A 12,993-nucleotide genomic window follows, 5' to 3' on the forward strand; every position below is an offset into this window, starting at 1 on the left:
CCCCAATATGGGTGAGCCGGTCAATCGAATCTCGTACTCAGAGTCGCTTGGCCTGCCGGATGCTACGTAAAAACGCGCGAGTGCGCTCTTGCTGCGGGTCACCGAAAATCTGCTCGGGCGGCCCTTCCTCACACACCACGCCGTCACACAGGAAACAGACCTTCGACGCCACCTCGCGTGCGAAGCCCATTTCGTGGGTGGCGAGCAGCATGGTCATGCCCTCCTGCGCCAGATCGCGAACAATGTTCAGCACCTCGGACACCAGTTCGGGATCGAGTGCCGACGTGATCTCGTCGAGCAGCAGCACCATCGGGTCCATGGCCAGTGCGCGCACGATCGCCACGCGCTGCTGCTGTCCACCCGACATGCGGTCGGGATACTCCTTCGCCTTGTGTGCCAGGCCAAAGCGTTCGAGCAACGCCATCGCACGCGCCTCGGCGTCGCGCTGGGGCTGTTTCAAGACCCGGATCGGCGCCAGTGTGATGTTCTCGAGCACCGTCATGTGCGGGAACAGGTTATAGCCCTGAAACACGATGCCGATGTCGCGGCGCAGCGAGTTGACATCGACGCCCGGTCCCGTAATGCGGTCGCCGTGCACCAGGATCTCGCCCGACTCGATCGGCTCCAGCCCGTTGATACAGCGCAGCAGTGTCGACTTGCCGGAACCCGACGGGCCGATGAGGCAGACCACCTGATGCTCCTCTACGGTCAGGGTCAGCCCTTTGATGACCGGCACCTCGCCGTAAGACTTGGCGATGTCGCGAATCTCGATGAATGACATGTCGTTCGCTCCTTCAGGCCCCGCCCGCACGCATGCGGGCCCGGTCGCGTTGCGCCATCCGTTCCACGAAACGCACCTGCGGAATCGAGATGATGATGAACAGCACGGCCACGGTCGTGGCGGCCGACAGGTTGTAGTGATTCGACGCGATGATCATCGACTGATTGAAAGCATCGATCACGCCGACCACGTTGACCAGCGCCGTGTCCTTCTGCAAGGCGATGAAGGCGTTGAGCAGCGGCGGAATGATCTGCCGGATGCCCTGCGGCAACACCACGAAACGCAGCGTCTGCGTGTACGACAACCCCAGCGAGCGAGAGGCGGCGACCTGACTCCAGTGCACGCCCTGAATCCCGGCGCGATAGATTTCCGCCACGTAGGCCCCGACCGTCAGAGTCAGCGCAATCACGACATACGTCGTGAGCGACAGATCCTTGAGAATCGGCACGCCCGTGAGCGGCAGGCCGAAACCCACCAGATAGATCACCAGCACCGCCGGCATGGCACGGAAGATGTCGACATAGGCCGTGGCAATGAAGCGCAGCGGCTTGCCTGCCCTGCCCGGCGCAAACATCGCCAGTGCCACGATCAGCCCCCAGATCAGCACGAAGACTTCGGCGATCAGGAAGATCTTCACGTTGACCCAGAACGCGGTGAGCACGAGCGGGAACGTCTCGATGATCAGCGGCAGGAAAATAAAGGTCTTCGCGACGGCCAGATGGTTTGCCAGCACGAACTGCAACGCCAGCACGATGATGAGTTGTGCCAGCGTGTAGCCGAGCGTGATCCAGCTTTGCACGTCCGCCTCGGCGCGAGCCACGCGCGCCGCCGTAATGTCGCGACGGGTTGCGGCATCGCTGAACGCCCGCCAGCGCTGAAAGGCGCGCGCCAGCGGCGCGAGCACGATCAGCGAGGAGAGGCCAAGCAGCACGGCGCCCACGGGCACCCACCAGCCGTCGAGCTGGTTCCCGAGCAGGCCTTCACGCAATGCGGCAATCGTGAAGGCACTGCCCACGATGGCGACGAGCGCACCGACCAATGCGATGAGAAACAGCGTGAACGGTGACGACGGCATGCCGCCGATGTTCAGCCGCCGCTCGCGTCCTATCGCACCAATCAGCGCGCCGGGCGCCTTTTGAGAAGAGGGTTCGCTCATGGACTCGTTGACCTCAGGGCGTCAGTACCGGCACTTTCGTGGGATCGGCACCGAGGCTCGGCACCAGATACTGAGTGGCCAGACGGTCGAACGTGCCGTCCTTCTTCATCTCGGCGATCAGCTTGTTGAATGCGGCGAGATTCGGCGAATCCTTGTTCACGAGACCGCCCCACTGTTCGCTCGTGTCGTAACGGCCCACGACTTCGAAGCGGCCGGCGGACTTCTTCGCGATGGCCAGCACGTTCGGGGTGTCGTACAGCACGGCGTCAACCTGATTGGCGGCGAGTGCGGCGTACATCGCGGCAGCGTCCGGATAGACCTTCGGGTGCTCGGCGACCTTAACCTTGTCGGTCAGATACGGCAGGATCGTGGTGCCCTGCTTCACGCCCAGACGCAGCTTCTTGATGCTGTCCTTGTCGACCTTGGTGCCGGTCTGAACCAGAATGCCCTGATCGGAATTGAAGTACGGATCGGTGAAGTTCACGACCTTCTTGCGATCGTCCGTGGTCGTGATCTCGCTGAGCGCGATGTCGAAGCCTTTGGCCTGACCGCCGATCACCTGCGCGAACGAGCGGTTGACGACGATCACGCGGTCGAGTCCGGCACGGTAGGCCATGTTCGCGGCCATGCAGTATTCGAAGCCGTCTTTGATGGTCTCCGGCGAGTCGCCGTTCCACCAGCCCGGTGCAGGCAGCACGGGGCGTACCGACAGCGCGCCCGGCGTGACCGTCTCTAGTTTCACCGAACCACGCGTGCCAGTGACTTCGCATTTGCCGAAGTCCGGGGCCGCGACGGCCGTCGTGCAGAGGCCGCCGAGCATGAGCGCGGCGAGCAGCATGCGCGCCGGCGCCGTCTTGCGGGTTGCGCGAATCTTGTCTTGCCGTTCGATCAGTTTCATGGGGGTGTCTCCTAGCGTCTTGGGGTTGAGTCGATCGGTCATGCGGGCAGTGCTGCGGCCGGTTGAGCAATACCGCCATGCGGCTTGCCCGAGGCGACATCGCCCCAGAGTACCGCGTGGTCTTCCGGCAGCGCGCGCGAGTTCGGCATGGACAGCCAGAGACGCATCAGCATACGGTCCTGACCGGTTTGCACATCGTCCTTGAAGGCGGTGCGGCCGTGATACACGATGTGATTGTTCAGCAACTGGATGTCGCCCGGCGCAAAGCGCATCTCGAAGCATTGTTCTTCCGCCACGGCCATCAGCATGCGAATGGCTTCGTGTTCGGCTTCGGAGAGCTTACGCACGCCCGGCAGCATCTGGGCGTTCTCGATGTAGGTCAGCGAGAAGTGGCTGGTGAGCTTGCCGTCGCGCACACCGAAGATCGGCAGGTCGTAGGCAACGTGCTCGCCGCCGGCCTCTTCGCCGAAGCGGCTGCGCGGAATCGGCTGGCACAGCAGCGCGTGCAGGTCCGGACGGCGCTTGAGAATTTCGTTGTAGACGGTGGCACTGCTGGCCAGCTTGCTCACACCGCCCTCGGACGCTTGTCGCACGCACAGCAGGCCGACGACGTCGCAACGATCGGTGTGAAAGCGCAACTGTCCCGGCGAGAGCGTGCGAGCCCCCGACGACAGGAATTGCTTGCCCGAGCTGTCGACCGTGGCTCCGTAGAGCTTCGCGCCGACGCCCATGCCTTCGTCCTTGATTTCGCGCATGACTTCGCCGCGGTAGTTCTGGAACATCGGCGTGCCCAGATGCGCACCCAGCGCGTACCACATGCGGCGCAGTTGCTCTGTGCTGTAACGGGTGACGTCGAGGCCGCGAATCTTGACCATGCCGGAACCGTTTTCCAGTTCTTCGCGCACGTCGTCAAAGAACGCCGTGGCGTCAGGCAGCGGGAAGTTGTGACGGTTGATTTCGCGCCAATCGACGTTCTCCGTCGCTTTCAGCGCGGCGTCGATTTGTTCGAGCACGATGGCCGGGAAGGTCTTCACCCAACGATCGTGATTGACCATTTCGGTCCCCTGCCAAACACTGGCGCCTTGCAGACTCTGCGACTCGGCCATGAAATTCTCCTGATAGATACGATGAGTAGTACGCCTTACTTTGTATATACATGTAAGGACATTACACCCATCATTTGAAGTCCGACAATCGGGAGCGACGTCCAATCAGGGAAAGTCCTAGCCTCGTAAAACAACAGGCTCACGAGGCATGTTTGCGCAGTGGCATGGCGACTCGCAACGCCTTGCGCAGTAAGGCAGACGCGGCGAATCGCGGGTCCGAAATCCCTAGCGGGACGACCCGAACTCCCGGGTACGTGGACTCCCGGTCGACTCGACTATACGCGAACAAAATTGCGTCCGTATATCATTTATTAATTTCGTATACGATTTGAATAAATCAATTTCTCACACTGCTGAAAACGGGGGCGGTGTGAAGTGCGGGATACAGGGAAAGCGCAGGGAATCAGGCGGACGTTTTGCCGCTCAGACGGAAATACGCCATCACTTCGCGTTGCGTTTGTTCCAGATGTTTGCGCAGCAGCCGGACGGCGGTTTTCGTATCGCCGGCGGCGCAGGCCTCATGAATCGCGAAGTGCTCGTCGTAGGAGCGTTGATGGTCGTTGACGGCGGAGAGATGTGTTCGCAGAAAACGGCCCATGCGCTCTTGCGCGGCTTGCGCGGTGGCGACCAGCCGGGGGCGATTGGCGGGCGCATACAGGGCTTGGTGAAATGCGAGATTCAAGTCGCTCCACGATTGCGGGGTATCGGCTTTCTCATAGCGCTTGAGCAACTCTTGGGCGAGGGCGAGATCGCTGGGCGCCATGTTGGGCACGGCGATTTCGAGCGCGCGGCATTCCAGCGCGATGCGCAGGTCGAGCATCTCGACGCAGTCGCTCGCGGTGAGCGGCGTCACGAACGCACCCGCATTGCGCTTGAGCGTCACCCAGCCCTCGGATTGCAGACGCATCAGCGCTTCGCGCACCGGGATCTTGCTCACGCCCATTTGCGCGGCAATATCGTCCTGACGAATCGGCGCCCCTTCCTGCAATTCGCCCGACAGGATCTGTTGGCGAATGGCGTCGTAGGCGCGTTCGGCGGTGGAAAGTGAAGCGGTATCGCTGGTGGTCACGGGAGTCCGCGCGGAAGGCCGCGCACCAAGCAGGGGATGAAGGATGCACGGATTATACAATTACTAAAATTCGTATACGTTTCATTGCACAACGTCTAATTTCTTGTCACGAATTTTTCACACAGTTGCCATAGAGTCTCCGGTCACCCTACAGACCTGAGACGATCCATGCGCGCGCCTACCGTTGAGTTCACGCACGCTGGCGGGGCCTGTGCGGCCAATCGTGTTCTGGTGGTGGAGGATGACGCCAAGGTCGCGCACGAGATCGTATCGGCGCTCGGTGAGCATGGCTTCACCGTCGAACTCGCCGGCACGGGGGGCGTGGGTTTGCAGCAAATGCTGCACGGGCAATTCGACTGCGTGGTCCTCGATCGGTTGTTGCCCGAGATCGACGGTATGTCGATCCTCACGACGGCACGCAACGTCGGCATCAAGACGCCTGTATTGATGCTGTCTGCCCTTGGCGCCACGGACGAACGTGTGCGCGGCCTGCGCAACGGTGCGGACGACTACCTCACCAAGCCATTCAGTTTCGACGAGCTGACCGCTCGCATCGACGTGCTGCTGCGCCGGCACAGCGATACGGACGTGAGCGCCACCCTGCGCGTCGGCGATCTCTATCTGGATAGCCACAACGGCACCGTGACGCGTGCGGGCGTGCCGGTCGTGCTCAAACCGCGCGAGATGCGCCTGCTCGAGTATCTGATGCGCAACGCCAATCAAGTGGTCACGCGCGCGCTGTTGTTCGAATCGGTGTGGAAATATCAGCATGACGTACAGACCAACGTCATTGATGTGCACATCGCCCGGCTGCGCAAGAAGATTTCTCTGGACGGCGCCTGCTCGGCGATGATCGACACCGTGCGCGGGACGGGCTATGTTCTCCATGCCAATGACTGAGCGCAGCTTTCTGCGCAGCCTTTGGGGCGCCGGGCCGATCTTCGCGATCTTCATCGTGTCTGTTGTCACCTTGTTCGCCGTTGTCTACTGGCTCACGATGAGCTACCTGACCGATCTGGTCGACGCCCGCCTCCAGCGCGAAAGCACACAGCTCATCCGGCGCACGCCCACCGATGCCCGCACCAACATTACAGAGCGCAGCCGCCGTGAAGCGGCCAACATGCGCCCCTACGGCTTGTTCACCGCGAGCGGGCAACGGCTGGCCGGGAACATCGACGTGATGCCGAAAGGTCAACCCGATTGGCACGCTTACCGCTACGTCCAGTCGGTCGTCGACAAGGAAGGCGACACGTGGGCGCGCCCCTATCGCGCCATGATGGCGACCATGCCCGATGGCAACCGCGTGATCGTCGGGCAGGCCGTCGACGATATCGACCGATTCGATCACATGCTCGTGCGGGTAGCGCTCGGCGGCCTGCTGGCAACGATCTTGCTCGGCGCCTTGTGCGGCTACGCATTGCATCGGGCCGCCAATCAGCGGGTTCGCCAGTTGCGGGAGTCGTGTCAGGACATCATCTCGAGCCATTTCACGCGCCGCCTGCCGACGCGCGGCCGTCGCGATGACATCGATCTGTTGGTGGGCTTCGTCAACACGATGCTCGACGACATTGAACGCCTCGTCTCGGAGCTGCGCGGCGTGTGTGCGTGGATCGCGCACGATCTGCGCACGCCGATGACCAGCTTGCGCGCCGGACTGGAACGTGCCCGCCGCGGTGCGACGTCGGCCAAGGAATACGACATGGCCGTCGAGCGCGCCCTTGAGCAAACCGACCACGTGCTCGGTCGCTTCTCGGCGCTGCTGAGAATCGCCGAGATCGATGCCCACTCGCGTCGCGAGCAGTTCCGTCACGTCGATCTCGCCCGTATTGCCGAAGACGTTGTCGATCTCTACGAACCGCTGGCCGAAGAGCGCACGGTCACGTTGCTGGTTGAGACACAACGTTGCGCGCCGGTGCTGGGTGACAGCGATTTGATCTTTGGTGCCATCCAGAACCTGCTCGACAACGCGTTGAAATTCACGCCAGCGGGTGGCACGGTGCGCTTGCGTGTGATGGCGACGCCGCAGCATGCCGTGGTGGAAGTGTGCGACACCGGACCGGGGATCGCGAGCGTCGAGCGTGATGCGGTGTTGAGACCGTTCTATCGCGGTGCGGGCGTCAGCGGTATGCCGACGCCCGGTCACGGGCTGGGGCTGAGTGTGGTGGCGGCAACCGCCCGTATTCACAACGCCGTGATGCGGATCGACGACGCTGCGCCCGGTTGCCGCGTCGCCTTGCGATTTGCTGCGGCGCCGGTCGCGCCAGAAGTGCCCGAGACGGCGGACGACACTCGGGCCGCCGAAGTCGCGAGCGTCTGATCGACGGATTACCGCAGCGGCGGCAGACTCAGGGCTTGGCGCGTCTCGCGCGTCGCACGCATAAGATCGTCGCGAAACGCCGGGTTGGCCAACATCGCGGCGGCGATCACGGTACCGCTCACCTTCCCCGCCTCGACATCGCTCACGTAATGCACGCCACCCAATGCGCGTCCCTGTGCATAGGCCTGAGCGCGCGCAAAGATCTCTGCTCGCTTTTCCGGCACGATCTCCGCAAGAACTACCGCGCTCAGGTACGCAAACGTGGCGTGCCCGCTCGGATAGCCCGGTGAGGTGCCCTCCGTCACGATGCCCGGGTGCACCTCGGCGCTGACGTTGTACGGACGCGGGCGCTTCCAGTAATCCTTTGCCGCTTTGAGCGGCCCTGCGCCCTCCTTCGCCAGACGCTTGAAGAAGGCTTCGGTGAACGGCAGACGCTCCGCACGGAAGTCCGGGCCGATCACATCCGCAAAGCGGAACACGCTCTTGTGCGTGTCGCCATCGGCCAGCGCCAGTTGCGCGGCCGTGCGCGATTGCTGGAGCGCCAGCACCTGACGCAGATCGTCCGCCGCAGCCGGCGTGCCCGGCGCGGGCGGCGGCGCCACCAGCACGGTCAGGTCGGGAACGGTCCCGCTCAGATAGTCGGCATGGGGCGGTTCAGCCGCTTGCACTGCGTGCAGTGCGCTCAGCAACAGCACGGTTGCTATGAAGGGACGCCCGTAGCGGGTCGAAACAGGAAGCATCGGTCTATTCCTTAATGGATCAGGTTCTCGGGTAAATGCGCGGAAGGAGGCTACGAGACTCCCGTGACCCGCCAATGGCGCCAACCTTTCCGTCCGGACAGGTTGATCGGACGCGCCAGGCGTCACTTGGCAGTCTGTTCATGTTGGCAAGTTTTGCTTCATCTACGCATCACGGGCGGCGCCTAAAGTTCGCCTCGCTGATCACCGGCGAGCAGGCCGGTCCACCCAACCGAGCGCCGTGCGCCGAGGATGCAATACCTCCATGAAGCCCCAGACTTCCAAGACTTTTCGCCTTGCCCCGACTGTTGTTCCGACCTTCGTGCTCGCTTGCGCCACGCTGGCGCCGGGGATGACGCATGCTGACCAACCCACTGCGCTCGCCCCGGCGGCAAACGTTCTGCTGATCAGCATCGACGGCATGCACGAGGAGGATCTCTCCCGCTACGTTGCCGTGCATCCGACCTCTGCCCTTGCCGCGCTTGCGCGTCACGGCGTGATGTATCGCAACGCCCTCACGCCGACGCCCTCGGATTCATTCCCGGGCATGGTCGCGCTGATCAGCGGTGCCAGCCCTGTCAGCTCAGGCGTGTACTACGACGACAGCTTCGACCGGCGACTTGTCCGCGCAGGGGCGAACTGCGGCAACGCGACGGTGCGCGGTGCCGAAGTCGTTTTCGACGATTCCATCGATCTGGATCCGAAGCGCATCGACGGTGGCGGTGCCATCAATGCCGAGCGCCTGCCTCGTGACCCGGCGCGCCACTGCGCCCCGGTCTATCCGCACAACTACATGCGCGTGAACACCGTATTCGAAGTCGTGCGCGCCGCTGGCGGGCGCACCGCTTGGGCCGACAAGCATCTCGCCTATGACTTCGTGCATGGTCCGAGCGGAAAAGGTGTCGACGATCTCTACACCCCGGAAATTGCCGCCGTCGGTGAAAAGCTCGCCGCCTTCCCCGCTTACGACAACCTGAAGGTCGACGCGCTGCTCAAACAGATCGATGGCCGTGACGCCACTGGCAGTGCTACGCCGGGAGTGCCGCGTCTGTTCGGCATGAACTTTCAACAACTGAGCGTGGCGCAAAAGTCTGGTGACGGCTATCGCGATGCCCATGCCACACCCGGCGCCGCCATCGGCGCTGCGCTCGATCAGATCGACGGATCGCTGCAACGCGTGCTAGACGCCCTCGCCGCACGGCATCTGGACACGTCGACGCTCGTCGTCATTGCCGCGAAACACGGTCAATCGCCCATCGCCCCGGGCCAACTGCGCCGCATCGACGGCAAGCGCGTGCTCGATGTCGTCGGACAAAGCGCGCCGGACGCGCTCGCAAAAGCGACGCTCGACGATGTCGGCCTCCTGTGGCTGAAACAGCCGAAATTTACGCAGGCCATCGTCAACGGGCTGCGCGCCAATGCCGAAGCGCTGGGTATCGAACACGTCTACGCGGGTAACGACATGCCGGCGGGCTGGGGCCGCGTCGGCCGCGACAGCCGGGTGCCCGATATCGCCATCGAGACGAAGCACGGTGTGATCTACACACACGGCAGCAAGGTCGCCGAGCACGGTGGCTTTCACGACGACGATCGTCACGTCGCGCTGCTGTTCTCGCGCCCGGATATTCAGGCGAAGGAAATCGATGCGCCGGTCTCGACACGTCAGGTCGCCCCGACGCTGCTGCGGGCACTGGCCCTCAAGCCCACCGCCCTCGACGCCGTTCGCCGCGAAGGCACGACCTCGCTGCCGGGCTTGAACTTTGGCAAAGGGACCGATTGAACCTTCCGTAGCACCTGTCACGACACAGCACCCCGCAGCATCACGAATCAGGGCTGCCGGCCAGCGTTGGCCGGCACAACTTCCAAAGAGAACGAACCCAAGCCATGAAACTGAACACGACGCGCACACCGAGTCTTCATCGCATCAGTACGCCGCATCTGACGCTCACCGCCATTGCGCTTGCCGTGCTGGCCAGCACGGCGCAGGCCCAGACCACCGACATCGGTGACGTATCGGCCTCCGACGTGGGCGCGCCCGTCAACGTCACCGCCGTCAAGTCGCGCAACGCACCGACCGCCGCCGCCGCGAAGGCGCTCACGCAAGCCCCGCTTGAAGCCACGTCTCCCCAGACACAGATCAGCAGCGACTACATCGCCAATCAGATCAATCCACAGGCGGACTACGGCACGATTCTGCGCATTGCGCCGAGCTACAGCAGCTCGTCGCCCAACGGTCTCGGCTTGTCGGAGGCCAAGAACCAGACACTGCGCGGCTTTCCGGACGGTCAGTTCAATGTGACGTACGACGGCATTCCGTTTGGCGACACCAACGACTTCTCGCACCACACCACGTCGTACTTTCCGGCCGCCACCATCGGTAGCGTCACCATCGACCGGAGCCCGGGCAATGCCACCACGCTGGGCTATGCGACCTTCGGCGGCTCGGTGAACCTGTTCTCGCCGACCCTGAGCCCCGTGCGCAAGATCGAGTACTCGCAGACCATCGGCTCGCACGCGACGTGGCAGGAAAACCTCGGCATCACGACCGGCATCATGCCGGGGTTGCTTGACTCGAATGTCTTCCTGAACATTCAGCGTACCGACTCGAACGGCGCATTGAGCAACAGCGGCGTGCGCAACACGAACATCTTCCTCAAGGGCGTGACGCCGATCGGCAGCAACACGCTCGTGACGTGGGTCTACGCATACGACAAGATCCACTTCAACAATCCGGGCGGCGCCACGCTCAATCAGGTGGCGCAGTACGGCTACAACTACGGCCTGAACGCCGATCCGAAGAGCCCGAACTACTACGGCTACAACTATCAGGACAAGAACACCGAATTCGCCTATATCGACGTCAAACACGACTTCGACAACGGCTGGGGCCTGAGCAACAAGCTGTACACGTATTACTACTACAACCTGAGCCATGAACTGAATGGCGACAACACGTCGTCGCCGCTCTCGGCACTCAGCGCGGCCAAGCCCTTCTCTGCCGGTCAGTCGGGCACCGATATTGCGGGCGCACTGAAGCTCAATGAATACCGCACGTATGGCGATACGCTGGCGGCGACGCACACAGACGCCTATGGCACGTTCACCGGCGGCTTCTGGGTCGAACACACGCGAAATCCGCGCAATCGTTTCGCCTACGACGCAACTACCGGTCAGTCGGTCAAACAGAACGCCACTTACGGCAACACCTACTACGACATGGTCGATGAGGTGAATACGGCGCAGGCGTTCTCGCAGTACGCGTGGAAGGCGACGAACGCCCTGACCGTTACGCCGGGCATTCGCTATCAGCACTTCGAGCGCTCGCTGTCGGCCGGCGTGTTGCAGAACAACCTGCCGGGCACCTCCGCCACCAAGTCGTGGGACAGCGTGCTGCCGAGTCTGGACGTCAACTACCGCTTCACGTCGTTGTGGTCAGGCTATGCGCAGGTTTCGCGTGGTGCGCTCGGCCCCAACCTGAACACCCTGTATTCGGCCAATCCGTCGGGCAACAACAACGTGCAGCCGCAAACCTCGATGGCCTACCAGATCGGTACGGTGTTCAAGGCGGATCGATTCACGTTCAACGCCGACGCGTACCTGATCGAGTTCAGCAACTACATCACGAAGAACGGCTCAGGCGCGAATGCCACGTACTTCAACGCCGGCGGCGTGCGTTACACCGGCCTTGAAGCGGAAGGCAACGTGTTGCTCGGCAGCGGCTTCTCGTTCTACGCCAACGGCTCGCTCAACAACGCCACTTACACGCAAGACGGCACGGGCTCGCAGATCTGGAAGTCTGGCCAGCGCATCTCCTTCGTGCCGCAATACACCGCCGCCATTGCCCTCAATTTCGATCAGGGGCCGTGGCACGCGGGCATCAACACCAAGTTCGTCGGCTCGATGTATCAGGGCAGCAACGGTGCGGCGGACGGTTCGATCTACAAGGTCGGCCCTTATAGCGTGACGAGCATGATGGTCGCGCGCGACTTCACCAACCTCAGTTCGGTCCTGAAGAAGGTTCGGGTGTCGTTCGGCGTCGACAACCTGTTCGACACGCACCGTATCACCGACAACCTCGGCCCGGCCGCGACCGATACCAGCAAGGGCACTGACGCGAACCAGTTCCTCTACTACTTCGTGCCGGGCCGCAGCTTCTACGTCAATCTGCGCGCCGAGATCTGATCGGCCGCCGGATTACCGGTCGCCGGCCGCCGGTTGGCGCGGCCGGCGCGAATTTCATTGCAAGGAGATTTCATGGATCTGACTCAAATCAACCAATTAGCCATGTCGTCCGGCGGCACGCTCTATCTGATGGTCCTGCTGGCGTTCGTCGGTATCACCGTGATCGTGGATCGCGGACTTCGTCTGCGTCGTACGTTCCGGGGCGGTGAGCGCATCGTGACGGCGGTCAGCGCGTTACCGATGATCGACGTCCACGACGCCGACGAACTGCGCGCCGCTGCTGCGGGCTTGCCGCACGGCCGCCTGCTCGACGCCTACGCGCACAACCTCAAGCGCGTGCACGGCGGCGACATGGAGGCGGTGATCGACGAAGCGATCTATCTGGAAGTGCCGCGTGTCGATCGCGGCCTGTGGGTGCTCGATACGGTGATCACCGTCGCGCCGCTGCTGGGCCTGTTCGGTACCATCGTCGGCATGTTCCACGCGTTCGACGTGCTGGGCGCTGCGGGGGGCGATCCTACGCAAGTGACTTCGGGCGTGGCCGAAGCGCTGATCGCGACGGCGTGCGGTCTGGCGATTGCCATGAGCCACCTGTGGTTCTTCAATGCGATGCAGGACACCGTGCGTCAGACCGTGCATCAGATGGATACGCTCAAGCGCCTGCTGCTCAACCGTCACAGCGCCTCACAGCAGGCGGTTGAGCCGACCGGTGTGGTGTTGCGCCACGAACGTGCTTCGGCCTGAGAG

The 12,993-nt window shown here is 62.8% G+C and carries 11 protein-coding genes; 5 read left to right on the forward strand and 6 right to left on the reverse strand.

What is annotated here, in order from left to right:
• Positions 1–37: 37 nt before the first annotated feature.
• From CDV44_RS07635 to CDV44_RS07655, 5 genes are all read right to left on the reverse strand, one after another.
• The gene (locus CDV44_RS07635; RefSeq protein WP_058378732.1) at positions 38–781 is read right to left on the reverse strand and encodes an amino acid ABC transporter ATP-binding protein; all 744 of its coding nucleotides are present in this window, start codon (positions 779–781) and stop codon (positions 38–40) included.
• A 13-nt stretch (positions 782–794) separates the two neighbouring features.
• Complete coding sequence (locus tag CDV44_RS07640; RefSeq protein WP_212677086.1) at positions 795–1,937, reverse strand: amino acid ABC transporter permease; 1,143 nt, start codon at positions 1,935–1,937, stop codon at positions 795–797.
• 13 nt (positions 1,938–1,950) lie between these two features.
• On the reverse strand, positions 1,951–2,835 hold the full coding sequence (locus CDV44_RS07645; RefSeq protein WP_249277441.1) for an ABC transporter substrate-binding protein: 885 nt from the start codon (positions 2,833–2,835) through the stop codon (positions 1,951–1,953).
• A 38-nt stretch (positions 2,836–2,873) separates the two neighbouring features.
• Positions 2,874–3,941 carry a TauD/TfdA family dioxygenase gene (locus tag CDV44_RS07650; RefSeq protein WP_087687493.1) on the reverse strand — a complete coding sequence of 356 codons (1,068 nt, stop codon included), beginning with the start codon at positions 3,939–3,941 and terminating at the stop codon, positions 2,874–2,876.
• A 403-nt stretch (positions 3,942–4,344) separates the two neighbouring features.
• Complete coding sequence (locus CDV44_RS07655; protein WP_249277442.1) at positions 4,345–5,010, reverse strand: GntR family transcriptional regulator; 666 nt, start codon at positions 5,008–5,010, stop codon at positions 4,345–4,347.
• 168 nt (positions 5,011–5,178) lie between these two features.
• On the opposite strand from CDV44_RS07655, the gene CDV44_RS07660 reads away from it, so the two are divergent.
• Positions 5,179–5,910: a response regulator transcription factor gene (locus CDV44_RS07660; RefSeq protein WP_087687494.1), complete on the forward strand. Its 732-nt coding sequence runs from the start codon at positions 5,179–5,181 to the stop codon at positions 5,908–5,910.
• On the forward strand, positions 5,888–7,327 hold the full coding sequence (locus CDV44_RS07665) for a HAMP domain-containing sensor histidine kinase (protein ID WP_087687495.1): 1,440 nt from the start codon (positions 5,888–5,890) through the stop codon (positions 7,325–7,327). The genes CDV44_RS07660 and CDV44_RS07665 overlap by 23 nt, the downstream gene beginning before the upstream one ends.
• Positions 7,328–7,335: 8 nt before the next feature.
• On the opposite strand, the gene CDV44_RS07670 is transcribed toward CDV44_RS07665, so the two are convergent.
• Positions 7,336–8,067 (reverse strand): phosphatase PAP2 family protein, encoded by a 732-nt coding sequence (locus CDV44_RS07670; RefSeq protein ID WP_087687496.1) that lies wholly within the window; start codon positions 8,065–8,067, stop codon positions 7,336–7,338.
• A gap of 262 nt (positions 8,068–8,329) precedes the next feature.
• Between CDV44_RS07670 and CDV44_RS07675 the strand changes: the two genes are divergently transcribed.
• From CDV44_RS07675 to CDV44_RS07685, 3 genes are all read left to right on the forward strand, one after another.
• Positions 8,330–9,844 carry an alkaline phosphatase family protein gene (locus tag CDV44_RS07675; RefSeq protein ID WP_087687497.1) on the forward strand — a complete coding sequence of 505 codons (1,515 nt, stop codon included), beginning with the start codon at positions 8,330–8,332 and terminating at the stop codon, positions 9,842–9,844.
• Positions 9,845–9,948: 104 nt separating this feature from the next.
• Positions 9,949–12,246, forward strand: a complete 2,298-nt coding sequence (locus tag CDV44_RS07680; RefSeq protein ID WP_087687498.1) for a TonB-dependent receptor — start codon at positions 9,949–9,951, stop codon at positions 12,244–12,246.
• 72 nt (positions 12,247–12,318) lie between these two features.
• Entirely contained in the window at positions 12,319–12,990 is a 672-nt protein-coding gene (locus CDV44_RS07685) for a MotA/TolQ/ExbB proton channel family protein (RefSeq protein ID WP_087687499.1), read from the forward strand.
• Positions 12,991–12,993: the final 3 nt, after the last annotated feature.

The sequence above is a fragment of the Pandoraea sp. PE-S2R-1 genome (assembly GCF_002179865.1).
GTDB lineage: Bacteria > Pseudomonadota > Gammaproteobacteria > Burkholderiales > Burkholderiaceae > Pandoraea.

Coding starts and splice junctions, on each gene's coding strand:
- CDV44_RS07665 (WP_087687495.1), top strand. CDS start 5,888: ATGTTCTCCATGCCAATGACTGAGCGCAGCTTTCTGCGCAGCCTTTGG.
- CDV44_RS07685 (WP_087687499.1), top strand. CDS start 12,319: ATGGATCTGACTCAAATCAACCAATTAGCCATGTCGTCCGGCGGCACG.
- CDV44_RS07670 (WP_087687496.1), bottom strand. CDS start 8,067: ATGCTTCCTGTTTCGACCCGCTACGGGCGTCCCTTCATAGCAACCGTG.
- CDV44_RS07635 (WP_058378732.1), bottom strand. CDS start 781: ATGTCATTCATCGAGATTCGCGACATCGCCAAGTCTTACGGCGAGGTG.
- CDV44_RS07645 (WP_249277441.1), bottom strand. CDS start 2,835: ATGAAACTGATCGAACGGCAAGACAAGATTCGCGCAACCCGCAAGACG.
- CDV44_RS07650 (WP_087687493.1), bottom strand. CDS start 3,941: ATGGCCGAGTCGCAGAGTCTGCAAGGCGCCAGTGTTTGGCAGGGGACC.
- CDV44_RS07680 (WP_087687498.1), top strand. CDS start 9,949: ATGAAACTGAACACGACGCGCACACCGAGTCTTCATCGCATCAGTACG.
- CDV44_RS07675 (WP_087687497.1), top strand. CDS start 8,330: ATGAAGCCCCAGACTTCCAAGACTTTTCGCCTTGCCCCGACTGTTGTT.
- CDV44_RS07660 (WP_087687494.1), top strand. CDS start 5,179: ATGCGCGCGCCTACCGTTGAGTTCACGCACGCTGGCGGGGCCTGTGCG.
- CDV44_RS07640 (WP_212677086.1), bottom strand. CDS start 1,937: ATGAGCGAACCCTCTTCTCAAAAGGCGCCCGGCGCGCTGATTGGTGCG.